Genomic DNA, 25,580 nt, shown 5'->3' with positions numbered 1-25,580 from the left:
CCGCCTCATTTCATCATAGACGATCGAGCGCGCGCCGTACGCCCGCGGCGTAGGCCGGGTCGATCTGGGCAAAGAGCGCAAGCTGGCGCTCGACGATGAAATCCGGCACGCCTTTCATCGAGCGGGCGAGATTGCCGTAGAGCCGCTCCTTGTGTGCCTCGTCGAAGAGCGCCCATAGCGCGCGCGGCTGCGAGAAATCGTCGTTGCCGTCGCGATGGCTGTAACGGTCGATCATGCCGATGGCCGACAAGGGCGGCTCCTTGACTTCGGGTCGCTCGACCGGGCCGCCGAAGGAGTTGGGCTCATAGTAGGCGTCCGGGTTTTGCTGGAAATTGTCGAAGAAGCGCATCGACCCGTCCTTGTGGTAGTGATGCACCGGACAGCGTGGGCGATTGACCGGCAACGCCTCGTAGTGCGTCCCAAGGCGGTAGCGGTGGGCGTCCGCGTAGGAGAAGATGCGCGCCTGCAGCATCTTGTCAGGCGAAAACCCGATGCCCGGCACCACGTTCGAGGGCGAGAAGGCCGCCTGCTCGATCTCGGCAAAGTAGTTGTCCGGATTGCGATCGAGTTCCATCACGCCCACTTCGATGAGCGGAGCGTCGCGGTGCGGCCAGACCTTGGTGAGATCGAATGGGTTCCAACCGGTACGCTCGCTCCAGGCGTCGGCCTCTTTCTCGCTCATCACCTGCACGTACATCGTCCAGCGAGGGTATTGGCCGCGCTCGATCGCGCCGAAGAGGGCCTCCTGGTAGCTCTCGCGCGTCTTGCCGATGATGGCTTCGGCCTCTTCGTCGGTGAGCGTCTCGTGCCCCTGCTGCGTCTTGAAGTGAAACTTCACCCAGAAGCGCTCGCCGGCTTCGTTCCAGAAGCTGTAGGTGTGGCTGCCGTAGCCGTTCATGTGCATGGGCGAGCGCGGGATGCCCCGATCGGAAAAGAGGATGGTGAGCTGGTGCAGGCTCTCGGGCGAGAGCGACCAGAAGTCCCACATCGCCGTGGGCGAGCGCAGGTTGGTGCGCGGATGGCGCTTCTGCGTGTGGATGAAGTCGGGGAATTTGTAGGCGTCGCGGATGAAGAAGACCGGCGTATTGTTGCCCACGAGGTCCCAGTTGCCTTCCTCGGTATAGAACTTGAGGGCGAATCCGCGCACGTCACGCTCTGCATCGGCCGCGCCCATTTCGCCAGCCACCGTCGAGAATCGCGCGAGCATGGGGATTTTCGCCCCGATCTGGGAGAATACCTTGGCACGGGAATACTTGCGGATATCGCCGGTGATGGTGAGCGTGCCGAATGCCCCCCAGCCCTTGGCGTGCACCACGCGCTCGGGGATGCGCTCGCGGTTTTGGTGCGCGAGCTTCTCGAGCAGCACGTAGTCTTGCAGCAGCGTGGGGCCGCGCGGCCCGACGGTGAGTGAATTCTGGTTGTCGGCCACCGGCGCGCCGGCCGTGGTGGTGAGGTGATAGGGGCATTGCTTCTCGCTCATGGCGCTTTCTCCTTGCAGGGTCGAACGGCCGAACCACGCGGTCTGATGGTTTGAACACAGGCATACCACGGGCTGCGGAACCAGTGAAGGCCCGGCACCTTCGCGCCGCGCCATCGACTTCATCATAGAAGAAGAGCGCCCTGCGACCAATCGTTCCTGCCTATCGACGGGATCAGGGAAAATGCCAGAATCTCGCCGCTTCATTCCCAAAAACCCTGCCGATGACCTAAGATTGGCGAAAATCCACCGGCGTGCGGTAGCAAACGCCGCAAAAATGCAAGGAAGGAGCCATGGAACAACGACCGTCGAACGAAGTCCGCGGCAAGGAACTGGCGCTCTTGTGCCTGGGTGCGCTGGGGGTGGTCTATGGCGACATCGGCACGAGCCCGCTCTACGCGATGAAGGAAGTCTTCGCCGGCAATCACCCCATCGCCCTGGAGCGGGCCAACGTGCTCGGCAGCCTGTCGCTCTTCTTCTGGGCGCTGGTGATCATCGTGGCAGTAAAGTATGTTTCTTTCATCATGCGCGCCGACAACCGTGGCGAAGGCGGCATCATGGCCCTCATCGCCCTGGCGCTGCGCGACACGCGCCCCGGCAGCCGCTCGCAGGCCGTCGTACTCGGCGTCGGCATCCTCGGTGCCGCCATGTTCTACGGCGATGGCATGGTCACCCCGGCCATCTCGGTGCTTTCGGCCGTGGAGGGGCTACAGATCGCTGCTCCGGCACTGCACCACGTGGTGGTACCGATCGCATTGACGGTGCTCTTCTTGCTTTTCTACATGCAGCACCACGGCACGACGCTCGTCGGGCGGGCGTTTGGGCCGGTCATGTTCGTCTGGTTCGTGGTGCTGGCGCTCCTCGGTCTCAATCAGATCATCCATACACCGGAAGTGCTCGCGGCCCTGAGCCCCACCTATGCCATCTCCTTCCTCGTGCATCATCACGCGATGGCCCTGGTGGCGATGGGCAACGTCGTGCTGGCGATCACCGGCGCGGAGGCGCTCTACGCCGACATGGGGCACTTCGGACGCAAACCCATCCGGCGCAGCTGGTTCCTGCTGGTCTTGCCCGCTCTGGTGCTCAACTACTTCGGACAAGCGGCCCTGCTGTTGCGCAATCCGGCCGCAGCCCAGAATCCTTTCTATCTCATGGCTCCCGAATGGGCGCTCTACCCCATGCTGGGGCTGGCGACGCTCGCTACCGTCATCGCCTCCCAGTCCGTCATCTCGGGCGCCTTCTCCATCACCCGCCAGGCGATCCAGCTCGGTTTCCTGCCGCGCATGGAAGTACGCCACACCTCGGAACGAGAGCAAGGGCAGATCTACGTACCGGTGCTCAATTGGGCCCTGATGGCGGCGGTGATGCTGCTGGTGCTCGGATTCCGCTCCTCGAACAACCTCGCGGCGGCCTATGGGCTGGCGGTGACCGGCGACATGGTGATCACCTCGCTTCTGGCCACCGTGGTCGCCGCCCGCGTCTGGGGCTGGGGCTGGGCGCGCGCCGTGGCGCTCTTTGCCTGTTTCCTCGCGGTGGAATTGACCTTCCTTACCGCCAACGTCATGAAAATCCCCGACGGCGGCTGGTTCCCGCTGTGCGTGGGGTTGGTAGTCTTCGTGGTGATGCTCACCTGGAAACAGGGGCGGGAGTTGCTCATCGAGCGCCTCGAGGGCGGACGCATGAGCTTGGCGGGATTCATCGAGTCGCTGAAGGGTGGCATGCCGCTGCGCGTGCCGGGTACGGCGGTCTTCCTCAACGCCCACCCCGACCGGGTGCCACATGCGCTGCTGCACAACCTCATGCACAACAAGATCCTGCACGAGCGCGTGGTGGTGGCAAGCGTCCACTTCGAGGACGTCCCCTACGTGCCGCCCGCCGAGCGGCTCGAGGTGAACGCCCTGCCGGAAAATTTCTGGCAGGTGATCGTGCGCTACGGATTCATGGACGAGCCGGATTTTCCTGCTGCGCTCTCTGGCGCCGCCTCCCTGGGGCTGGAGTGCGAGCCGCTGGCGACCTCCTGGTTCTTGGGGCGCGAGTCGGTCATTCCCCGCCCCAGCCCCGAGATGCGCCTGTGGCGCAAACGGGTCTTCGTCGCCCTGCACCGCAACGCCGGCAGCGTCACCGCCTTCTTCAAGATTCCGCCCAACCGCGTCGTCGAGCTCGGCACGCAGGTGCTGCTGTAGACGAAAAAGCGAAAAAGCCTCCCGTCAAGCGACGGGAGGCGAACCGCGACGCGGAATCGTTCCTTACTGCGCCGGCGCGAGCCGGATCAGATAATCGAACGCCGACAGCGCCGCCTTGGCCCCCTCGCCCATGGCGATGATGATCTGCTTGTAGGGCACCGTGGTGCAGTCACCGGCCGCGAACACGCCCGGAGCGGACGTCGTACAGCGCGCGTCGATCTCGATCTCGCCGAAGCGGTTGCGCGCCACCGCACCCTCGAGCCAGTCGGTGTTGGGCACCAAACCGATCTGCACGAACACACCGGCCAGTTCCACCGTGTGCTCTTCGCCCGTGGCCCGATCGCGGTAGCGCAGGGCGTTCACCTTCGCCCCATCGCCAAGGATTTCCGTCGTCTGGGCATTGGTGACGATGGTCACGTTGGGCAGGCTCCTGAGTTTGCGTTGCAGCACGGCATCGGCGCGCAGCGACTCGCCAAACTCGATGAGGGTGACGTGCTCGACGATGCCGGCCAGATCGATCGCCGCTTCCACCCCCGAGTTTCCGCCGCCGATCACCGCCACTTTCTTGCCTTTGAAGAGCGGCCCGTCGCAGTGCGGGCAGTAGGCCACGCCCCGGCCGCGGTATTCCTGCTCGCCGGGCACGCCCAGCTCGCGCCAGCGCGCCCCCGTGGCGAGGATCACCGCCTTGGCGCTGAGTTCGGCACCGTTGGCGAGCGCCACCTTCGCCGTCTTGCCCGCCTCTGCCGGCACGTCGAGCCGCACCGCGCGCTGATGGTTCATGATGTCTACATCATAGGCTTTGACGTGCTCTTCGAGCCCCGCGACGAGTTTGGGCCCTTCGGTCTCTTTCACCGAGATGAAGTTCTCGATGGCGAGCGTGTCCATCACCTGCCCACCGAAGCGCTCGGCCACGATCCCGGTGCGCAGTCCCTTGCGCGCGGCGTAGATCGCCGCCGCCGCCCCCGCCGGACCGCCGCCGACGATGAGGATGTCGAATTCGCCCTTCTGCGCGAGGCGCGCCCGGTCGCGCGCTTCGGCCTGCGTGTCGACTTTGGCGAGGATCTCCGGCAGTTCCATCCGTCCCTGGCCGAAGAGCTCACCGTTGAGGTAGACGGTGGGCACGGCCATGATCTGCTTGGCCTCGACCTCGGCGGGAAAACTCGCCCCGTCGATCATCACCGCTTGTACGTTGGGGTTCAAAGCCGCCATGGTGTTGACCGACTGCACCACTTCGGGGCAGTTGTGGCACGACAGGGACACGTACACCTCGAAGTGCAGCGGCGCATCCAGGCTCTTGATCTGCTCGATCACGTCCGGCTCGACCTTGGGCGGATAACCGCTCACCTGCAGCAGCGCCAGGATGAGCGAGCCGAACTCATGCCCCAGGGGCAAACCGGCGAAATGCACCCGCGGCGCCTCCCCGGGGCGCGTCACCGCAAACGCCGGGCGACGCCCACCGGCGACTTCTTCACCCACCGCTTCGCGCACCGTCACCTTGCCGCCACCAGCCGCAACGATCTCTTGCACCAATTCGGCCAATTGCCGGGCGCGCTCGCTGTCGTCGAACGCCGTGACGAGCTCGATCGGCCCGGCCAAACGTTCGAGGTATTGCGCCAAAGCGCTCTTCGTTTCTTGATCCAACAATGCCATGACACACCCTCCTTCGTCGAAACTTTGGACGAAAAAAGCCCCCGCGGCCTCTTTCGACCGACGTCTCGTGCTTGGGGAAAGAAGCGCCGCGCGAGGCGGCGCCGAAATACCTGCCGGCCGGAACACCCCCGGCCGGTCTGCACCGGGAAAATCAGATCTTACCGACCAGATCGATCGAGGGTTTCAGGGTCTGAGCGCCTTCGTTCCACTTGGCCGGGCAGACTTCACCCGGATGCTCGGCCACATACTTGGCGGCTTTCACTTTGCGCAGCAGCTCGGAGGCGTTACGGCCGATGCTGTTGTCGTTGACCTCCATCCCCTTGATGACACCGTTGGGGTCGATGATGAAGGTGCCGCGCAGGGCCACGCCTTCTTCCTCGATCAGCACGTCGAAAGCGCGGGCGAGTTTGTGCGCCGGGTCGCCGAGCATGGGATAGCGCACTTTCTTGATGGCAGGAGAAGCCTCGGCCCACGCCTTGTGCGTGAAGTGGGTATCGGTCGATACCGAGTAGATTTCGCAATTGACCTTTTTGAACTCGTCGTACAGATCGGCGAGATCCTCGAGCTCGGTCGGACACACGAAGGTGAAGTCGGCCGGATAGAACACGAACACCGACCAATGACCGCGCAGATCGGCGTCGGTCACTTCAACGAATTTGCCGTCATGATAAGCCTGTGCTTTGAACGGAACGACTTGGGTGTTGATCAAGCTCATAGTGCTTCCTCCTGTCAGGGTAAAACGACTCACGCACCGGCCATTCGACCGGCGGCGGCCCGGCGGCCTTGCTGCCGTCGGTCACCACGCGAACCATTCTAGGTCAGGCTCCGGGCAAAATCCAATCGTCCCTGGCAAACGTCATCATATATAAAAGCTATCAAAAAAGGTGAAGGATTCAAAATCATCCCAATGACCCACACTCCCGTCGTGGGCGACGACCGTGAACACATGCGCTAGAATTGCCCCTCGAACCGTGCCCGGAGAGGATGATGGACCCGCGTCTGCGCGAAATCCCCTACAACTACACCTCCTTGTCCGACCGTGAGATCGTGATCCGGCTGCTGGGCGAGGAAGCCTGGGCGATCCTGGAGGCCCTGCGCGGTGAGCGCGTCACCGGCCGTTCGGCGCGCATGCTCTTCGAGATCCTCGGCGACATCTGGGTGGTGCAGCGCAATCCCTTCCTGCTCGACGATCTGCTCGCCAACCGCAAGCGGCGCCAGGCGCTGGTCGAGGCCCTGCGCCATCGGCTGGACGAAGTGGAGAAACGGCGCGTTGCCAATGCCGCCGCCGATACCGAGCGCGCCGCGCGCGTGGCGCGTCTGGTCGAGCTCACCGCCGCCGCGATCGACGCCTTCGAGCGCTCCTTCGTCGACACCGAACGGCTGCGCAAGGACGTGCTGCGCATCCTTTCGCGCCATACCCGGCGCGACAACATCCGTTTCGATGGACACGCGCGCGTCTCGCACGTCACCGACGCCACCGACTGGCGGGTCGAACTGCCCTTCGTGGTGCTCACCCCGGACACCGAAGAGGAAATCGCCCCCTTGGTGCGCGGCTGCATCGAACTCGGGCTCACCATCATCCCGCGCGGCGGCGGCACCGGTTACACGGGCGGCGCCGTGCCGCTCGATGCGCGCTCGGCCGTCATCAACACGGAAAAGCTCACCTCGCTCGGTCCGGTCGAAGAGGTGAATCTTCCCGGAAGAGAAGGGCCACTGCCCCAGCGCTATCCCACCATCCGCACCGGCGCGGGCGTCGTCACCCAGCGCGTGGCCGATGCCGCGACCGCCGCCGGGCGCGTCTTCGCCGTCGACCCCACCTCGGCCGAAGCCTGCTGCATCGGCGGCAACATCGCCATGAACGCCGGCGGCAAGAAGGCGGTGCTGTGGGGCACGGCGCTCGACAACCTCCTGTGGTGGAAAATGGTCACGCCCGACGGCAACTGGCTCGAAGTCGAGCGGCTCGAGCACAACCTCGGGAAAATCCATGAGCAGGAGACGGTCTACTTCCGCCTGCGCCGCTTCGACGGGCTCACCTACGCGCCCTTGGGCGAGGAGATCATCAGCGCGCCGGGCGCGACGATGCGCAAACCGGGCCTGGGCAAGGACGTCACCGACAAATACCTGCACGGCATTCCCGGCATCCAGAAGGAAGGCACCGACGGCCTCATCGTCGCCGCCCGCTGGGTGCTGCACAAGATGCCGCCGGTCACGCGCACCGTCTGCCTCGAATTCTTCGGTCAGGTGCGCGACGCGGTGCCGGCCATCGTCGAGATCACCGACTATTTCAAACCCGGCGGCGGAGGGCACGCGGCCGGGGTGCAACTGGCCGGTCTCGAGCACCTCGACGAGCGCTACGTCAAAGCCGTGGGCTATACCACCAAGGCCAAGCGTCGCGGTCGCCCCAAGATGGTGCTGGTGGGCGACATCGTCGGTCACGACGAAGAAGCGGTGATGCGCGCCGCCTCCGAAGTGGTGCGGATGTGCAACAAGCGCGACGCCGAAGGGTTCATCGCCGTCACCCCCGAGCAGCGCAAGCGCTTCTGGCTCGAGCGTTCCCGCACCGCGGCCATTTCCCGGCATACCAACGCCTTCAAGATCAACGAAGACGTCGTCATCCCCCTGCCCAAGATGGGTGAGTACTGCGACGCCGTCGAGCGCATCAACATCGAGCTGTCGCTGGACAACAAGCTTGCCCTGTGCGACCGGCTCGAATCCTTTCTGCGTGAACCCAAACTGCCGCTCGATCCGGGCGATGCCGACGTGCCGCCGGAGACGCTCATCGGCGAGAAGCGCGAACACGCGCTCGAGCTCGTCGACGCGGTACGCCGGCGCTGGCGCTGGCTGCGAGACCACCTCGACCTGCCGCTCGCCGAGGCCGAACGGCACTTCGCCGAATACGGCATCGAGGCGGGCGAGCTCACCAACCGGGCCGAAGCGCTCACGCTCTTCCACCGCCTGCAGGATTATTCCATACGCGTCTCCTGGAAGCGCGAGCTGCGTCCGGGGCTCATGCGCATTTTCGACGGCGACGTCTTCCGCCCCACGCGCGAGCGCATCCTCGAGCTCCACCAGCAGGTCAAACGCGGACGGCTCTTCGTGGCGCTGCACATGCACGCCGGCGACGGCAACGTGCACACCAACATCCCGGTCAATTCCGACGATTATGAAATGCTGCAGACCGCCAACCGTGTGGTCGACCGCATCATGGCGGTGGCGAAGTCGCTCGGCGGGGTCATCTCCGGCGAGCACGGCATCGGCATCACCAAGTTCGACTATCTCGACGAGGAGCAGCTGCGCCCCTTCTGGGATTACAAACGCCGCATCGACCCCAAAGGCGCGTTCAACCGCGGCAAACTCATGCCCGGCGGCAACCTCGCGCGCGCCTACACGCCCTCGTTCAACCTGCTCGGGCACGAATCGCTCATCATGGAGCAGACCGAGATCGGGGCGATCGCCGACGACATCAAGTCCTGCCTGCGCTGCGGCAAATGCAAGCCCGTGTGCTCGACACACGTGCCGCGCGCCAATCTCCTCTACAGCCCGCGCGACAAGATCCTCTCCACTTCGCAGCTGATCGAGGCGCTGCTCTACGAGGAGCAGACGCGCCGCGGCGTGTCGCTGGCCCACTGGGCCGAGTTCGAGGACATCGGCGATCACTGCACCGTCTGCCACAAGTGTGAGAAACCCTGCCCGGTCGACATCGACTTCGGCGACGTCTCCATCAAGATGCGGAACCTCCTGCGCAAGCAGGGGAAAAACTCCTTCAACCCGGGGACGAAAGCGGCGATGCTGCTGCTCACGGTCAAGGATCCGACCACGGTCAAACTGGTGCGCAAGACCATGGTCGAGTGGGGCTACAAGGCACAGCGCCTGGCACACCAGTGGGCCAAGCGCCTCGGGCTCATCCAGGAGCAGACGCGCCGCCCGCCGCTCACGGTGGGCAAGCCGCCGATCCGCGAGCAGGTGATCCACTTCGTGAACAAACCGATGCCGGGCAATCTTCCCAAACGCACGGCGCGGCAACTCCTCGACATCGAGGATCAGACGGTGATCCCCGTGATCCGCAACCCGCAGGTGCCGGCGAGCGACTCGGACGCCGTGTTCTACTTCCCCGGTTGTGGCTCCGAGCGGCTCTTCAGCCAGGTGGGGCTGGCCACCCAAGCCATGCTCTATCACGTCGGCGCCACCACGGTGCTGCCGCCGGGCTACCTCTGCTGCGGATACCCGCAAACGGCCGCCGGCAACGACGACAAGGGGCAGCGCATTACCACCGAGAACCGCGTGCTCTTCCACCGGGTGGCCAACACGCTCAACTACCTCGACATCAAGACGGTGGTCGTCTCCTGCGGCACCTGCATGGACCAGCTGCTCGGCTACCACTTCGAGCAAATCTTCCCCGGCTGCCGGCTGCTCGACATCCACGAATACCTAATGGAGAAAGGCATCCGGCTCGACGGCATTCCCGGCGTGCGCTACATGTACCACGAGCCCTGCCACACGCCGATGAAGCAATACGCGGGCATCGAGGTGACGAAAAAGCTGTTGGGCACGGAGGTCGCACTCAACGACCGTTGCTGCGGCGAATCGGGAACGCTCGCCGTCTCGCGGCCGGACGTGTCGACGCAAGTGCGTTTCCGCAAGCAGGAAGAACTGGAGAAGGACGCCGCGCGGCTTCGCGCCGACGCCGCGCCGGGCACACCGGTGAAGGTACTCACTTCCTGCCCCAGCTGCCTGCAGGGGCTGCACCGCTTCAGCAACGACGCAGGGGGGCTCGATGCCGACTACGTGGTGGTGGAACTCGCCAAGCACCTGCTCGGCCCCGATTGGCTCGAGCGCTACGTGGAGGCCGCCAACCGCGGCGGGATCGAGCGCGTGCTCCTGTGAGCTTCGGCGGCCCGTCCCACGGACGGGCCGCGCCGGGATCATCGTCCCTGCTGTCCCTGCTGCTGTGCGCGTAAGGCTTCTTCGAGCTCGCGGCGCTCGGCGGCGAGGCGCTCCGCCGCCGCGCGCCGCTCGTCCAAGAGGCGCTGCAGGGTGGGTGCGAGCGCGTCCGGATCCGCCCCTTCGGCGAGCAGGGCACGTATCTGGGCGATCTGCCGATCGTAGTCGGCCAGCTGCGCGTCGCGCCAGGCATCGAACGCCTGCAGCGTCGGGAAAGCCTGCAGCAAACGCTCCTGCTTGCGACGCACGCTCTGTTCCTGCGGCGAGAGCCCTCCGGCTTCGTTTGCCCCCTGACGCTGCGCCCGCTCGGCCGCCGGATCGATCACCTTGCGGATCATGCCGCTGTCGTCGACCAGCCAGTATTTGCGCCCATAGCATTCGGCGGGCAGAGGGTTGCCGCACACACGTCGGCCGTTGGCATCATCGCAGCATGCCACCCCCGTCTGACCGCCCGCCGTGGCCGCTGTCATGACCGCCGCCAGCGCCCCCATCAAGACTCCACACCAGATCCGCCGCCCCATCGCCTCCGGCCCTCACGGCTCGACCTGCATATGATATGCGATAAGGCCGATCGACGCTACGCCCACCTTGACATGGGCGTGCCGAAAGAGCTTTCTCATGCGCGGCGCGCCGCCTCGCCCTGCACGCCGTAGCGCTCACGATACGCCCGCACCGCCCGCAAGTGCTCGCGCAACCGCGGATCGTCGGCGAGCAGCGCGAGCAGATCTTCGAGCGTGGCCACGGCGATCACGGGGATGCCGAAGCGCCGGCTCACTTCCTGGGCTGCCGACTCGTCGCCCTCGCCGCGCTCCATGCGGTCGAGCGCGATCACGACGCCCGCCGGCTCCGCGCCGTGGGCCCGAATGAGCTCGATCGAGGCGCGCACCGAGGTCCCCGCCGAGATCACGTCATCGATGATGAGGATACGGCCGCGCAGCGGCGCACCGATGAGCCGCCCCCCTTCGCCGTGGTCCTTGGCTTCCTTGCGGTCGAAGGAGAAAGGCTTGTCGAGCCCCCGCTCGGCGAGCCGGATCGCCACCCCCGTCACCAAGGGGATACCCTTGTAAGCCGGCCCGAAGAGGCCGTCGAAGGCGATGCCGTGCGCGAGGATCGCTTCGACGTAGAAGCCGCACAGTGCGCGAAACGAGGCGCCGTCATCGAAGAGCCCCGAATTGAAGAAGTAGGGCGAATGGCGCCCTGCCTTGGTGACGAACTCGCCGAAGCGCAGCACCCCCTTCTCGCAGGCCAGGCGCAGGAATTCCCGGCTAAAATCCACGAAGATTCCCCTTTTCCCTAGATGTGACGGGCGGCAATGGTACGCGCCCACCCGCCACACCGCAAGCCATCCCGGAGACGTCATGACGCTGCGCATCCTCACGCTGAACCTCAACGGCATCCGTTCCGCCGCCGACAAAGGTTTCTTCCGCTGGCTACCGACGCAAGACGCCGACATCGTCGCCATACAGGAGCTCAAGGCGCAGGAACAAGACCTCAGCGAAGAGATGCGCGCTCCCGACGGCTACACCGGACACTTTCATTTCGCCGAGAAGAAGGGCTACGCCGGCGTCGGCCTCTACCTGCGCCAGCCCCCGCTCGAACTCGTCGCCGGCATCGGCGAGCCGGAGTTCGACGCCGAAGGGCGCTATCTCGAAGCCATCTATCCCGGCCTCTCGGTGGTCTCGCTCTATCTGCCCTCCGGCTCGGCCGGCCCGGAACGGCAGGCGTCCAAGTTCCGTTTCATGGACGCCTTCTTTCCCAAGTTGCGCGAACTGCGCCACTGCGGCCGCGAAGTCGTGATCTGCGGCGACTGGAACATCGCCCACACCGAGAAGGACCTCAAGAACTGGCGCAGCAACCAGAAACACTCCGGGTTTCTCCCCGAAGAGCGGGCCTGGCTCACGCGCGTGTTCGACGAACTGGGCTGGGTCGACGTCTATCGCCGCCTCTACCCCGAGGCCACCGAAGAAGGCTACACCTGGTGGTCCAACCGCGGTCGCGCGTGGGAAAAGAACGTCGGCTGGCGCATCGATTACCAGATCGCCACCCCCGGCATCGCCGCCGCTGCCCGCACCGCCCGGGTCTACAAAGACGAGCGATTCTCCGATCATGCCCCGCTCATCGTCGACTACGACTTCGCACTGGCGCAAAATCCGCGATAATTCTCCTTTTTTCTCACGGGACCCTCGATGAACCCCAACGTCGAAGCCATGCGCCGCGTGCTCGCCGAGGCCGAGTGCATCGCCGATTCCAGCCAAGTGCAGCGCGCCATCGATCGCGTCGCCGCCGAGATCACGGAAGTGCTCGCCGAACGCGACCCGCTCGTCTACGTGGTCATGAAAGGCGCCGTCGTCTTCGCTGGCCAGATCCTGCCGCGGCTGCGCTTTCCGCTGGAAGTCGCCTATCTGCACGCCACGCGCTACCACGACACCACTGCCGGCAGCCGGCTGGAGTGGCGGGTGGAACCCACCGCCCCCATCGAGGGACGCCCCGTGCTCGTGCTCGACGACATCCTCGACGAAGGCTATACGCTCGCCGCGGTGATGCAGCGGCTGCGCGACGAAGGCGCTGAGGACGTCTATCTCGCGGTGCTCTGCCACAAACTGCACGAACGCAAAGCCTATCCCGGCATGCGGGCCCACTTCACCGGCCTGGAAATCCCCGATCGTTACGTCTTCGGCTACGGCATGGACTATAAAGGGTACTGGCGCAACGCCGACGGCATCTACGCCGTGCGGGACTCGTAAGGAGGATTCATCATGCTCGTCACCTTCAAATCCGACGCCGACGCCGACATCGTCATGTACCGCAAGCACGCCGAACCCATCCTGCAGATGCTCGGCAAGGACGTCGAACGCGGCATCCTCACGCCCGAAGAGTTGCCGCAGGCCATCGCCAAGCTCGAAGCCGCGATCGAGGCCGACCGCCAGGCGCACCCGGGCCTGGACGAGACCGAGGAAGAAAAGGCCAAGGAAGAAGGCAAGGAGCCGCCGGTGGAATTCCATCGCCGCGCTTGGCCGCTGCTGCAGATGATGAAGCGCGCGCTCGCCGAGAAGAAACCGGTGGTCTGGGGCGTCTGAACCGCCCTGCACCGCCGGCCTCGCCGCCCAACCGGCGAAGGGGAGCGGCTACGTCAGCCGCTGCACCACCCCTTCGCGGCCTACGAGCACCGGTTCCACCTCCAGCCGCACGCCGAAGCGCTCGGCCACCGTCTCGCGCACGCGCCGCGCGAGCGCGAGGAAATCCGCCCCTGTCGCCCCGCCCGCGTTGCACAGTACCAGCGCCTGGCGCTCATGCACCATCGCCCCGCCTTCGCGTACCCCCTTGAGGCCGCAGCGCTCGATCATCCAGCCCGCGGCGAGCTTCACGCGCCCATCCGGCTGGGGATGGCGCGGCAGATCGGGATGGATCGCCGCCAGGCGTTCGGCCACTTCGGGCGAGACCAGCGGGTTTTTGAAGAAGCTGCCGACGTTACCCTGCACGCGGGGATCGGGGAGCTTGCGCGCCCGGATCTCGCGCACCGCCGCATATACATCGGCTGGTGAGACGCGCTGCGCTCGCCCGCCGAACCACCGCTGCAGATCGGGATACTCGAGCCGCGGCGGCTCGTCCCCCGCTAGGCGGAAAACCACGGCCGTGATCACCCGCGAGGATGCCTCCGCCGCCTTGAAGCGGCTCGTTCGGTAGCCGAATCCGCACTCGTTGCCAGAGAACCGCCACGTTTGCCCCGTGTCGCGATCCATCCCTTCGACCCAGGCAATGCGCTCGCTCACCTCCAGCCCATAGGCACCGACGTTTTGCACCGGCACGGCCCCCACGCTGCCGGGAATGGCCGCGAGGTTCTCCAAACCGCCCCAGCCTTGCGTCACGCACCAGCGTACAAACCCGTCCCACGGCTCTCCGGCGGCAGCGCGCACGAACCGTGCTCCGCCCTCCTCGCCCAGCAATTCACGTCCGCGGATGGCCAAGCGCACCACCCGGCCAGCGAAATCTTCGAGGAAGACGACGTTGCTGCCCCCGCCGAGCACGAGCTCCGGCATCGGCGCGGATTCGCGCCGTTCGAACCAGCGGGCGAGATCGGTTTCGTCTTCCAGCACGAGCAGTTCCTTCGCCCTGGCAGGCACCCCGAGGGTGGTCCAAGCCGAAAGGTCGGCCTCTACGAAGCACTGCATCACTGCTCCCCGGTCGGCCCGATGGGGAAGAGCCGGTCGTAACACCAGTTGAAGACGTAGGCATAGACGGTGTAGGCGAGCGCCAAGCCCAGGTCGGCGACGAGCGCCTCGAGCCACCCCATACCGGTCCAAGCGACGATCACCGGCAAGGTAAGGAACAAAAGTCCGCCCTCGAATCCGAGCGCATGGGCGACGCGCCACAGCGGCGGGCGCAGATCGGCACGGCGGTGCAGAAAACGCGCTTCCAGACGGTCGAACACGGTATTGTAGAGAGCATTCCACAGCGCGGCGATGAGCGCAAGGAGCGCCAGCAAACCCAGGGAATCGAGTACCGGTGCACCGCTCGCCCAGGAAAAAGGCGGCGTGATGAGCACCAACCCCCCCGCTTCGAACGCCAGCACCTGGCGCACCCGATCGCGCCAGGTGCGCAGGGCCACGCCGTCCTGCTTTGATTCAACTGCTTGGTTCCGTTCTTCCATCGGCGGCAATTGTACCGCTCCCCCCAGGTAAACCCTAGTTTGCAGGGGGAAGTTTTTCCGCTATCCTGCCCCGCCAAGATCGAGAAATCCTGGGAGAGGAAAGGGTGGCGATGCTCGAATTGGAAGGCATCGTGATGGCCTTCGGTGGCTTTCATGCCGTCGATGGCGTCACGCTCAGCGTCGAGAAAGGGCAAGTCCTCGGGCTCATCGGTCCCAATGGTGCCGGCAAGACGACGCTCTTCAACGTGATCGCCGGAGCCTATACGCCCACGGCCGGCACCATCCGCTTCCTGGGAGAAGACATCACCCGGCTGCGCACCGACGAGCGCTTCCACAAGGGGCTGGTGCGCACGTTCCAGATCCCACACGAATTCCATCGCTTGAGCGTGCTGGAAAATCTCATGGTGGTGCCGCCGCGCCAGCCGGGCGAGAACCTCTTCGCCAACTGGTTCGAATGGGGCAAGGTGCGCCGCGTCGAAGAGGAGGTGCGGCAAAAAGCGATCGAGGTTCTCGCCTTCCTCGAACTCACCCACGTGGCCAACGAGCGTGCCGGCCATCTCTCCGGAGGACAAAAGAAACTGCTGGAACTCGGGCGCACCATGATGACCGACGCCAAGCTGGTGCTGCTCGACGAACCGGCCGCGGGGGTGAATCGTACGCTGCTGCGCAAGCTCGAAGAAAAGATCCAGATCCTCAACCGGGAATGGGGTTACACCTTCATCCTCATCGAGCACGACATGGAGATGATCGCCAAACTCTGCCACCCCGTCGTCTGCATGGCCGAGGGCAAGGTGCTCACCCAAGGGGAGTTCCTCGACGTGCGCAACGACCCCCGCGTGCTCGAAGCCTATCTCGGTGAAACCGTGACGGAGGAACGCGCATGAACGCGACCGCGGCCCGGGATCGGCCCCAGCCCATCCTCATCATGCACCAAGTGCGCGGCGGCTATGGCGACGCCGACATCCTGCAGGGCGTTTCGCTCACGGTGATGCCGCAAGAGATCGTCGTCATCGTCGGCCCCAACGGAGCAGGCAAATCGACGGCGATGAAAGCGGTGTTCGGGCTGGTGCGCATCCGCAGCGGCGCCATCGTCTTCGAGGGTGAAGACATCACCGGCTGGAGCCCGGATCGCATCGTGCGCCGCGGCATCTCCTACGTGCCCCAGGTCGATAACGTCTTTCGCGAGATGACGGTACATGAGAACCTCGAAATGGGGGCCTTCCTCTCCAAGGGAGATCTGAGTGCCGCCTTCGATCGCATCTATGCCCTCTTCCCCGATCTGAAGGCCAAACGCCACGCGCTCGCCGGCGACCTCTCCGGCGGGCAGCGCCAGATGGTGGCCATGGGCCGCGCGCTCATGCTCGACCCCAAGCTCCTGCTGCTCGACGAACCCACTGCCGGACTCTCGCCCAAATACATGCAGCAGATCTTTCAAATCTGCCGCGACGTGCGCGACTTGGGTGTATCGATCCTGCTCGTGGAACAGCACGCCAAGCAGGCACTCGCTTTCTGTGATCGCGGCTACGTGCTCGCCACGGGGGCCAACCGTCATGAAGGCAGCGGCCGCGAACTCCTCGACGATCCCGAAATCGCCCAGATGTTCCTGGGCGGATGAAGAGCCGACCATGATCGAATTTTTCAATTTCTACGTCGTACCCGGCATCGTGACCGGCTCGGTCTATGCGCTCGGGGCGATCGGCATCACGCTCATCTTCGGCATTCTGCGCTTCGGTCACTTCGCCCACGGCGACCTCGCCACCACCGGCGCCTACCTCGCGCTGGGCGCGACGGCGCTGCTGGGGCTCACGCCCTGGGTGGCGCTGCCGGTGGCGATGATCCTCACGGCACTGCTCGCCTACGGCATCCACCGCCTCTTCTATCGCCATCTCGAATCCCGGCCCAAGATCCTGACCGTCATGGCCTCGCTCGGCATCGGCATGATGCTGCGCTCGATCGTGCAGGTGGTCTGGGGCGTGGATCCGCTCGCCTACGGCAGCGGTATCGCCCGGGCCCAATCCTTCGGGGGTCTGATGCTGCGGCCGCGCGAGATCGCCACGCTCGCCCTCACGCTCGCGCTGGTGGCGGCGCTCCTCGCTTTCCTGCGCTACAGCAAATGGGGCAAAGCGATGCGGGCCATGTCGGACAACCCCGACCTCGCGCGCCTGTGCGGTGTCAACAACGACCAGGTCACGCGGCTCACCTGGTTCATCGTCGGCACGCTCGCGGCCGCTTCCGGTTTCTGCCTGGGCATCAACACCGAACTCACGACCATGATGGGCTGGTCGGCGATGCTGTCGATGTTCGCCGCGGCGGTGCTCGGCGGCGTGGGGCGCGTCGAAGGCGCGGTGGTGGGCGGCCTGGTCATCGGCCTTGCCGAAGAGCTCTCGGTGCTCCTCGTGCCCAGCCCTTACAAATCGGCCACCGCCTTCGTCATCCTGCTCGCCATCCTCCTGCTACGGCCGCAGGGCATCTTCAAAGGCAAAGTGCTGTAAGGAGCGACACCATGGCCTCGATCGGTCTCATCAACTACGCCACCTTCATGGGCACCATGATCGGTATTTACGGCATCCTTGCCTTGGGTCTGAACGTGCAATGGGGCGTCACGGGGCTCTTCAACGCCGGCATCGCCGGATTTTTCGCCGTGGGCGCCTACCTCTCGGCGCTGCTCACCGCCCCCCCCTCGCCCGAGCGCATCATGGGCTGGGAACTGCCGGTGGCCTTCGGCTGGCTCGGCGCCATGGCCGGTGCCGCGCTCATCGCCTGGCCCATCGGGCGCATCTGCCTGCGTTTCCGTTCCGATTACCTGGCGATCGCCACCATCGGCGTGGCCGAGGTGATCCGCCTGGTACTGCGCACCGAGGAATCGCTCTCCGGCGGCGCCCGCGGCATCACCGGCGTTCCTCGTCCCTTCGGCGGATTCGAATACTCGCTGTCGCAGTTTGCCTACTTCGCCCTCGTAATCGCCGTGCTGCTTCTCGTTTATTGGGCGCTGGAGCGTCAGCTCGCCGCCCCCTGGGGACGGATGATGAAGGCGATTCGCGACAACGAGCAGGCCGCCGCCGCCATGGGCAAGGACATCGCCAAACGTCGGCTGGAAGCCTTCGTGCTCGGCGCAGCGGTCATGGGGCTCGCCGGCGCGCTCTACGTACATTTCATGCGCGCGATCACGCCGGAAGCCATCGACCCCATGATCTCCACCTTTCTCGTATGGATCATGCTGATCCTGGGCGGATCGGGCAACAACCGCGGGGCCATTCTCGGAGCCGTGATCGTCTGGCTCATCTGGTCGATGTCGGAATTCGTCACCGACCAGCTCCCCGCCGACGTCGCTACCCAAGCCAAGTACATCCGCGTCTTCCTCATCGGTCTCATGCTGCAGCTCATTCTGCGCTTTCGCCCCGAAGGGCTGCTGCCGGAGGAAAGCGGACAGCGTACCTCGTACCGCTCGCCGCCATCATCGCGTTAAACTACACTGCCTCACTACCCCTTCCCACCCAAGGAGACACACCATGAAGAAAAAAATCCTCGCCTCACTTGCCGCCCTCACCTTGGGCGGGATGCTCACGAACGTGCCCGTCATGGCGCAGAACGCCAAAGTCGCTTATCTCGTCGGCATCACCGGGCCAATCGCCGGTCTGGCACCCACCATGGTGCAATCGATGAAGTTCGCCGCCGAACAGGTCAATACCCAAGGCGGCATCGGCAAGGGGGGCAAAATCGACTATTCCGTCTATGACTCCGGCTGCAACCCACAACTCGCCACCGACGCAGCCACCAAGGCGGTCAATATCAACGGTGCGATCGGCATGGTGGGTCCCTCCTGCTCGGGCGAGGTGATCGCCGTGGCCAACTCCGTCACGGTGCCCGCCGGCGTGCTCCTCATCACCTCGTCGGGCACCTCGCCCAAGATCAGCACGCTGGACGACAAGGATCTCGTCTTCCGCACCGTTCCCTCTGACGATTACCAGGGCCGGGCGCTGGCGCGCACCCTCAAGGCGCACGGCACCGACAAGGTGGCTATGACTTACCTCAACAACGACTACGGCCTGGGACTCGCGGAAGCCTTCAGCGACGAGTTCAAGAAACTCGGCGGCACCATCACCGCCAGCCGCGCACACGAGGACAAGAAACCCTCCTATCGCTCGGATCTGGCCGAACTCGCCAAGGGCGGCGCCGATACCCTCGTCATTTTCGCCTACGGCAATTCCTCGGGGCTCACCATCGTTCGCCAGGCGATGGAAAATGGATTCTTCAAGAATTTCATCGGCGCCGACGGCATGCGTGACGAAAGCGTGATCAAGGCTCTGGGTGACGAGAATCTCAAAAACTATCTCGTCTCGGCCCCCGTCGGGGCGACCGGCGCCGGTTTCGAGAAGTTCAGCAAAGAATTCAAAGCTGCCGGCGGCGACCCAAACGGCACCTTTGCCGCCACGAGCTACGACGCTTCTTTCCTGATGGCGCTGGCGATCGAGAAAGCCGGCGGGGACAAGGCAAAGCTCTCCAAGGCACTGCGTGAAGTCGGCAGCGGCCAAGGCGAAGCCATCCTGCCCGGCGAATGGGCCAAGGCGAAACAGCTCATCGCCGAGGGCAAGCCGCTGCACTACCTCGGCGCCTCGGGCGACCTGCACTTCGACGAGCACGGCGACGTGGCGGGGAACTACGCGCTCTACAAGGTCAGCGGCAACGCCTTCGTCGAAGTCGAAAAAATCAAGTAATCAGGCGAATACCTGACGGTGCTCGCGCGTGGCGCGGAACTGCACCGTCGGGTACTTCTCCATCGTCACCTCGAGGTTGTAGCGCGACGAGGCGAGATACACCGGGTTGCCGTCGATGTCGCGCGCAAGGCGCATGGCTTGTTCCCGCTCGAAACGCGCGCGCGTGGCCTCGTCCGGATAGACCAGCCAGCGGGCGGTGTAGATCTCCGCCGGCTCGAAGATCGCCTCCACGCCGTATTCGCTGCGCAGCCGCTCGGCCACGATCTCGAACTGCAGCACCCCAACCGCCCCGAGCAGGAGCTGACCGCCCTCGAGCTCGAACACCTGGATCGCCCCTTCCTCGCCCAGTTCCTTCAAGCCCTTGTGCAGCTGCTTGGCCTTGAGCGGATCGCGCAGCCGCGCCATGCGGAAGAGCTCCGGCGCGAAGTAGGGAATGCCGGTGAAGCCGAGCTTCTCGCCCTCGGTGAGGGTGTCGCCGATCTGCAGCTGACCGTGGTTGTGGATGCCGATGATGTCTCCGGCGAACGCCTCTTCCTGGATCGCGCGCTCGTTGGCCATGAAGGTGATGGCGTTGGCAAGGCGCATCTCGCGCCCGGCGCGCACGTGCCAGGCTTTCATCCCGTTGCTGTAGCGACCGGAGCAGACGCGGAAGAAGGCGATGCGGTCGCGGTGCTTCGGATCCATGTTCGCCTGGATCTTGAACACGAAGCCGGAGAATTTCTCCTCATTGGGCAGGACCAGACGCACGCCGGCGTCGCGCGGCTGCGGCGGCGGCGCCCAGTCGATGAGCGCCTGCAGCACTTCCTGCACCCCGAAATTGTTGATCGCCGAGCCGAAGAAAACCGGCGTCTGTCGCCCGGCAAGGAATTCGCCCAGGGCGAAGGGTGAGAGCGCCTCGCGCGCGAGCGCCACCGCCTCGCGCATCGCCCCCACTTCGGCGGGAAAGCGCGCATCGAGCTCGGGATTGGCAAGCCCTGTGATCACCTCGGCCTCGACGCGCTTCTCCTCGCCTGGGCGAAACACGAGCGTACGGTCGTGCAGCAGGTGATACACCCCGCGAAAAGCCTTGCCGCTGCCGATGGGCCAGGTGATGGGGGCGCAGTCGATTTTGAGCACCGACTCGATCTCGTCGAGCAGCTCGAAGGGCTCGCGCACCTCGCGGTCCATCTTGTTGATGAAGGTGATGATGGGCGTGTCGCGCAGGCGGCACACTTCCAGCAGCTTGATCGTCTGCGCCTCCACCCCCTTGGCCGCGTCGATCACCATCACGGCGCAGTCGACCGCGGTGAGCACGCGGTAGGTATCCTCGGAGAAATCCTGGTGACCGGGGGTGTCGAGCAGGTTGATCACATGCCCGTCGTACTCGAACTGCATCACGGAGGAAGTCACCGAGATGCCGCGCTGTTTCTCCACCTCCATCCAGTCGGAGGTGGCGTGCCGCGCCGACTTGCGCGCCTTCACGGTACCGGCCAGTTGGATCGCCCCGCCAAAGAGGAGCAGCTTCTCGGTGAGGGTGGTCTTGCCCGCGTCCGGGTGCGCGATGATGCCGAAGGTACGCCGCCGTGCCACCTCCTGCGCCAGCCGTTCTGCCAATGCGTCGCCCATGTCCGTCTTTTCTGGGAAAATCGCTCATTTTAGCAGCAGGAACGTCCACCATGATCCGCTTCGGCCTCGACCGCCTCCTCGCAGAACCCGAACTGCGCCGCCCGCTCGCTGGTCGGCGGCTTGCGCTCCTGGCGCACCCGGCCTCCGTCACGCGCGAGCTGGTGCACGCCGCCGACGCCCTCGCGGCCCTGCCGGAGGTGCGGCTCACCGCGCTGTTTGGCCCGCAGCATGGCGCGCGCGGCGACAAGCAGGACAACATGGTCGAGTCGCCCGACGAGTTCGACGCACGCCTAGGCATCCCTGTCTTCAGCCTCTACGGTGCGGTGCGCCGCCCCACCCCGGCGATGATGGACACCTTCGACGTGCTGCTCGTCGACCTGCAGGACCTCGGCTGCCGCGTCTACACCTACCTCACCACGCTGCGCTACGTGCTGGAAGCGGCTGCGGCCCACGGCAAGAGCGTGTGGGTGCTCGACCGGCCCAATCCGCTCGGGCGCGGCATCGAAGGAGGGCTGCTGCAGCCAGGCTGGGAAAGTTTCGTCGGCGCCGGTAGCCTCCCCATGCGTCACGGTCTGACGCTGGGCGAGGCCGGCCGTTGGTTCATCACCACCTTGGGGCTCGACATGGATTACCATGTGGTGTCGCTCACCGGATGGGAACCGGACGCCGCCCCCGGCTACGGCTGGCCGCTGGGGCAGCGCACCTGGATCAACCCCAGTCCCAACGCCCCCACCCCCTGGATGGCGCGCTGCTATCCCGGCACCGTGCTCATCGAGGGCACGACACTCTCCGAAGGGCGCGGCACCACTCGTCCCCTGGAAGGATTTGGCGCCCCTTGGATCGACCCCTGGCGCTTGCTCGCAGAAATGGAATCGCTCGCCCCGCAGTGGCTGACAGGCTGCCGCCTGCGCCCCTTTTTCTTCGAACCGACTTTCCACAAGCACGCGGGCGAGCGCTGCGGCGGAATCATGATCCATGTCGAGGATCCGGCGCACTACGATCCCCGGCGTTTTCGCCCTTGGCGGCTGGTGGCGCTCGCGCTCAAGGCCCTGCGCCGGCTCCATCCGGATCGGCCCCTATGGCATGCCAACCCCTACGAGTATGAATACGAGCGCCTGGCGATCGATCTCATCGACGGCGGGCCGTTCCTGCGACAATGGGTCGAGGACGAAGCAGCCGCGCCAGCCGATCTCGACGCGATGATCGAGCCGGAAGAGCGCGCCTGGGCCGAGATTCGTGCCCCTTTCCTGCTCTGACGCCATCCGCCCTATGCTTCCCCTATAATGAGGGTAACGGTGCATCCCGCGCCCTGGCGAGCGGCCCATTCGTATGTGCGTTCTTTCTCTGATTCTTCGTCGTGCTGCCCCCGCCTGGCCGCGGTACGGCCGGCCCCCAGGCAGCACCAACGAGCTCACGCGGCTGGCGCGGTGCATGTACGTTTTTCTTCTTTTGCTCGCCCTCGTCGCTTCGGCACGTGCCGAGTATCACTTGGGGGTCTTCGGTCATCGTCCCGGCGAAATGCTGCAGCATCAATGGCAGCCGCTGGCCGACGAACTGTCGCAGGCGCTCGGCGAACCCGTCATTCTCGAGGTCCTCACGCCCGAGTCGCTCGATCGCGAAATTGCTGCCCGTCGTATCGATTTTCTCTTCACCAACCCATTGCATTATCTTCAGGAAAAACACCGGCACGCCTTTTCCGGCCCCATCGCCACCCTCATCACGGTCGAGCACGGCATCAAGACCTCGGCCATGGGCGGGGTCATCCTGGTACGCCGAGACGGTCCCATTCGCCGGCCCGAAGATCTCAAGGGTAAACGCATCCTCATTCTTGGGCGCAGCAGCCTTGGTGGCTACCTCGCCCAGGCAGGCTGGCTGCTCGAGCATGGCGTGCGCGTGCCCGACGACGTCACGCTCGTCCCCATGGGCAATCACGACACGGTCGTCCAAGCCCTGCTCGAAGGAAAAGGGGAGGCAGGATTCGTCCGCTCGGGACTCCTCGAGGCGCTCGTCCGCGAGGGACGGCTCTCCGCAGAAGACCAGGATCACCTCATGGTACTGGGCGAGTGGCACCCTGCCGGTTTCCCGTACAAGGTCACGACGTCCCTCTACCCCGAATGGGCGTTTGTCGTCCTCCCCCACGTTTCGCCCGAAATCGCCCGCAAAGTCGCGCTCGCCCTCTACCACCTCACCGACCGGCTCGAAGCAACACCCGATCCGCGTTTCGCAGCCGTGGGCATCGGCGGATTCACCGTCCCCGCCGACTATTCCGGAGTCGAGCGCCTCGCCCAACGGCTGCGCGTGCCGCCATTCGAACACGTGGAAGTGGAATTGCGCGACGTTCTACATCAGTATGCGCTGCCGCTGGTACTGCTCGCCCTCTCGGCCGTTCTGCTCGCCTTGCTCACGCTGCGCCTGTGGCATACGCGGCGCCAGCTCGAGCATCAACGTACCCGCCTCGCCTCGGCGCTCGCTGAGACCCAAACCATCCTCGAGACCGTGGATGAAGCCATCTACGGCACCGACGAACAGGGTCGTTGTATCTTCTTCAATCGCGCCGCCGCCGAACTGCTTGGCTTTGCGCCAGAAGAGGTGGTGGGTAAAGATCCGCACGAGCTCTTCCACGCCCGCCGCCCCGACGGTCAGCCCTATCCCGCCGAGCATTGTCCCCTGCACCGTGCCTTGGCGGCCGCGCAGAAAGTACGCCAGGACGATGTTTTCTGGCGACGCGATGGCCTGCCGGTGCCGGTGCACGTCTCGGCCTGTCCCCGGCTCGAGGATGGCCGGGTGGTAGGCGCCGTCGTTGCCTTCCATGACATCACCGATTCGGTGCGTCTCGTCGAGGAGCTGCGACGGCTCGCGGCCTACGACCCGCTCACGGGCCTGGCCAATCGCGGTCACTTGGAGCAACGTCTGCAAGAGGCCCAATCGGCGGTGCAGCGCAACAAACGCCCGGCGGCGCTCCTCATGTTCGATCTGGACCACTTCAAGAAGGTCAACGATACCTACGGGCATGCCGTGGGCGATCGCATGCTGCAAGCCTTCGCCCGCGTACTGCGCCACAACCTGCGCCCCACCGACTTCATCGCCCGCTATGGTGGCGAGGAGTTCATCGCCATCCTGCCGGATACCTCCCTCGATACCGCCGTCAAGGTAGCCGAGCGCGTACGGCAGGCCTGGGCCCACACCCAGCTGCCCATCGACGATCAAGGCAAAGTCGTCAGCGGTACGGTCTCAGTCGGCGTCGCGCCGCTCGACCCCGATGCCCCTCTCGACGAGAGCCTCGCACGGGTCGATGAGGCCATGTACCGTGCCAAGCGCGAAGGCAGAAACCAAGTCGCCCTGCCCCCGACGGGAAACAAACGACTCGAAGCGGGAGTCTGCTCGTGAGCTCGGCCTGCGACCACGCCCGACGCCGCTGGCTCGCCACCCTCGGCCTCGGCGTGCTCGCGGTCAATGGATTGAGTAGCTGCACGCCCGAGCCCCCCTTGCGTGTTTCCTACCATCTCTGGTCGGGCTATGAACCGCTGCGTCTCTATGTCGATGTCGCTCCCCGGGAAACGGCCGGCTTGCAGCTCATCGAAGTCCCCGATACCGAGGCGCAGCTACAGCTGCTGCGCCTGGGGCGAGTAGAGGCGGCCATGCTCACGCTCGATGAAGTTCTCCTCACCCGGGCACAGGGTATGGATCTGACGGTGATATGTATCCTCGACGTTTCGGCCGGTGCCGACCACATCATGGCACGAGGACCCTGCCGTGACGCCGCTGGATGGCGCGGCGCGCGAGTTGCGGTCGAACGCCTCGGTCCAGGCCGGGTTCTCCTGCAAGCCTGGTGCGAACATCTGGGGCTCGATCCCCAGGAGCTGCAGTCGATCCCCTACTCGCCACCGCATCAACTCGACCCCTGGATGCGGCACGAATTCGATCTGGCCGTGACCTACCAACCCTATGCCGAACGCCTGCGCCGTCTGGGAGCACTATCTTGTTTCGATTCTTCGGCATTACCGCCGATTCTGCTCGACGTCCTGGTGGTGCGCAGCGCCGTCCTCGACAGCCATGAAAAAGCCATCGAACGGCTCGTACGTGCCCACTTCCTCGGTCTCGAGTGGCTGCACGACAATGCGATCGACGCGCGGCATCGCATCGCCCGGCGTTTCGGCCTGACCCCCGAAGACGCGTTCACCCCCTTCGTCGGGCTCGTCTTTCCACCGCTTGCCGAGCAAAAAGATTGGCTCGAGCGCAGACTTTCCGCCTCTCTCACCACTCTCTCCGGCCTGCTGCAGCGCGCCGGTTTGCTCCTTGCCCCGGCCCCTGCGGTTCCGGCCTCGGGCCGATTCCTTCCCCGCGTACCGTAATCAGGACTC

General features: G+C 65.1%; 21 protein-coding genes. 13 read left to right on the top strand and 8 right to left on the bottom strand.

Annotated elements, in window-relative coordinates; all coding sequences use genetic code 11:
- Positions 1–13: 13 nt before the first annotated feature.
- Positions 14–1,480, bottom strand: coding sequence for a catalase (locus H607_RS0101845; RefSeq protein ID WP_028874022.1), 1,467 nt, complete (start codon positions 1,478–1,480; stop codon positions 14–16).
- 290 nt (positions 1,481–1,770) lie between these two features.
- Between H607_RS0101845 and H607_RS0101840 the strand changes: the two genes are divergently transcribed.
- On the top strand, positions 1,771–3,660 hold the full coding sequence (locus H607_RS0101840) for a potassium transporter Kup (RefSeq protein ID WP_028874021.1): 1,890 nt from the start codon (positions 1,771–1,773) through the stop codon (positions 3,658–3,660).
- Between the two features lie 63 nt (positions 3,661–3,723).
- Here H607_RS0101840 and ahpF read toward each other — a convergent pair whose 3' ends face one another.
- The gene (gene ahpF / locus H607_RS0101835; protein ID WP_028874020.1) at positions 3,724–5,304 is read right to left on the bottom strand and encodes an alkyl hydroperoxide reductase subunit F; all 1,581 of its coding nucleotides are present in this window, start codon (positions 5,302–5,304) and stop codon (positions 3,724–3,726) included.
- A 157-nt stretch (positions 5,305–5,461) separates the two neighbouring features.
- Positions 5,462–6,025 carry an alkyl hydroperoxide reductase subunit C gene (gene ahpC / locus H607_RS0101830; RefSeq protein ID WP_028874019.1) on the bottom strand — a complete coding sequence of 188 codons (564 nt, stop codon included), beginning with the start codon at positions 6,023–6,025 and terminating at the stop codon, positions 5,462–5,464.
- 272 nt (positions 6,026–6,297) lie between these two features.
- Here ahpC and H607_RS0101825 point away from each other — a divergent pair, with 272 nt between their 5' ends.
- Complete coding sequence (locus tag H607_RS0101825) at positions 6,298–10,194, top strand: DUF3683 domain-containing protein (RefSeq protein WP_028874018.1); 3,897 nt, start codon at positions 6,298–6,300, stop codon at positions 10,192–10,194.
- Positions 10,195–10,232: 38 nt separating this feature from the next.
- Here the strand turns inward: H607_RS0101825 and H607_RS0101820 are convergent, their stop codons facing one another.
- Positions 10,233–10,721, bottom strand: a complete 489-nt coding sequence (locus H607_RS0101820; RefSeq protein WP_169393583.1) for a hypothetical protein — start codon at positions 10,719–10,721, stop codon at positions 10,233–10,235.
- A 146-nt stretch (positions 10,722–10,867) separates the two neighbouring features.
- Positions 10,868–11,527, bottom strand: coding sequence for an orotate phosphoribosyltransferase (pyrE, locus tag H607_RS0101815; protein WP_028874016.1), 660 nt, complete (start codon positions 11,525–11,527; stop codon positions 10,868–10,870).
- 88 nt (positions 11,528–11,615) lie between these two features.
- On the opposite strand from pyrE, the gene H607_RS0101810 reads away from it, so the two are divergent.
- The 3 genes from H607_RS0101810 to H607_RS0101800 are packed head-to-tail and all read left to right on the top strand — an operon-like array spanning position 11,616 to position 13,328.
- On the top strand, positions 11,616–12,410 hold the full coding sequence (locus H607_RS0101810; RefSeq protein WP_028874015.1) for an exodeoxyribonuclease III: 795 nt from the start codon (positions 11,616–11,618) through the stop codon (positions 12,408–12,410).
- 27 nt (positions 12,411–12,437) lie between these two features.
- A complete protein-coding gene (locus tag H607_RS0101805) occupies positions 12,438–12,995 on the top strand; it encodes a hypoxanthine-guanine phosphoribosyltransferase (RefSeq protein ID WP_028874014.1) in 558 nt (185 codons plus the stop codon).
- Between the two features lie 12 nt (positions 12,996–13,007).
- Positions 13,008–13,328 carry a DUF1840 domain-containing protein gene (locus tag H607_RS0101800; protein WP_028874013.1) on the top strand — a complete coding sequence of 107 codons (321 nt, stop codon included), beginning with the start codon at positions 13,008–13,010 and terminating at the stop codon, positions 13,326–13,328.
- A 48-nt stretch (positions 13,329–13,376) separates the two neighbouring features.
- Here the strand turns inward: H607_RS0101800 and murB are convergent, their stop codons facing one another.
- Positions 13,377–14,420, bottom strand: coding sequence for a UDP-N-acetylmuramate dehydrogenase (murB, locus tag H607_RS0101795; RefSeq protein ID WP_037989229.1), 1,044 nt, complete (start codon positions 14,418–14,420; stop codon positions 13,377–13,379).
- Positions 14,420–14,857, bottom strand: coding sequence for a PACE efflux transporter (locus H607_RS0101790; protein WP_211218433.1), 438 nt, complete (start codon positions 14,855–14,857; stop codon positions 14,420–14,422). Before H607_RS0101790 ends, murB begins: the two co-directional genes overlap by 1 nt.
- A 152-nt stretch (positions 14,858–15,009) precedes the next feature.
- Here H607_RS0101790 and H607_RS0101785 point away from each other — a divergent pair, with 152 nt between their 5' ends.
- From H607_RS0101785 to H607_RS0101765, 5 genes are read left to right on the top strand one after another with little or no spacing between them, the layout of a single operon-like run.
- Entirely contained in the window at positions 15,010–15,783 is a 774-nt protein-coding gene (locus H607_RS0101785; protein ID WP_028874010.1) for an ABC transporter ATP-binding protein, read from the top strand.
- Positions 15,780–16,514, top strand: coding sequence for an ABC transporter ATP-binding protein (locus H607_RS0101780; RefSeq protein ID WP_051240557.1), 735 nt, complete (start codon positions 15,780–15,782; stop codon positions 16,512–16,514). The genes H607_RS0101785 and H607_RS0101780 overlap by 4 nt, the downstream gene beginning before the upstream one ends.
- 10 nt (positions 16,515–16,524) lie before the next feature.
- Entirely contained in the window at positions 16,525–17,391 is an 867-nt protein-coding gene (locus H607_RS0101775) for a branched-chain amino acid ABC transporter permease (RefSeq protein ID WP_037989226.1), read from the top strand.
- 11 nt (positions 17,392–17,402) lie between these two features.
- A complete protein-coding gene (locus H607_RS0101770; RefSeq protein ID WP_028874007.1) occupies positions 17,403–18,365 on the top strand; it encodes a branched-chain amino acid ABC transporter permease in 963 nt (320 codons plus the stop codon).
- Between the two features lie 43 nt (positions 18,366–18,408).
- Entirely contained in the window at positions 18,409–19,614 is a 1,206-nt protein-coding gene (locus tag H607_RS0101765) for an ABC transporter substrate-binding protein (protein WP_028874006.1), read from the top strand.
- On the opposite strand, the gene H607_RS0101760 is transcribed toward H607_RS0101765, so the two are convergent.
- Complete coding sequence (locus H607_RS0101760; protein ID WP_028874005.1) at positions 19,615–21,219, bottom strand: peptide chain release factor 3; 1,605 nt, start codon at positions 21,217–21,219, stop codon at positions 19,615–19,617.
- 50 nt (positions 21,220–21,269) lie between these two features.
- Here H607_RS0101760 and H607_RS0101755 point away from each other — a divergent pair, with 50 nt between their 5' ends.
- From H607_RS0101755 to H607_RS0101745, 3 genes are all read left to right on the top strand, one after another.
- Entirely contained in the window at positions 21,270–22,475 is a 1,206-nt protein-coding gene (locus tag H607_RS0101755) for an exo-beta-N-acetylmuramidase NamZ family protein (protein WP_028874004.1), read from the top strand.
- 175 nt (positions 22,476–22,650) lie between these two features.
- Positions 22,651–24,606 (top strand): diguanylate cyclase, encoded by a 1,956-nt coding sequence (locus H607_RS0101750; RefSeq protein ID WP_028874003.1) that lies wholly within the window; start codon positions 22,651–22,653, stop codon positions 24,604–24,606.
- On the top strand, positions 24,603–25,571 hold the full coding sequence (locus H607_RS0101745) for an ABC transporter substrate-binding protein (protein WP_028874002.1): 969 nt from the start codon (positions 24,603–24,605) through the stop codon (positions 25,569–25,571). Before H607_RS0101750 ends, H607_RS0101745 begins: the two co-directional genes overlap by 4 nt.
- The last annotated feature ends 9 nt before the right edge of the window (positions 25,572–25,580 follow it).

Source organism: Tepidiphilus margaritifer DSM 15129 (assembly GCF_000425565.1).
GTDB classification, from domain to species: Bacteria; Pseudomonadota; Gammaproteobacteria; order Burkholderiales; family Rhodocyclaceae; genus Tepidiphilus; species Tepidiphilus margaritifer.
Note: the sequence above shows the minus strand (reverse complement) of the source record. Positions and strands in the feature narration are given on the sequence as shown.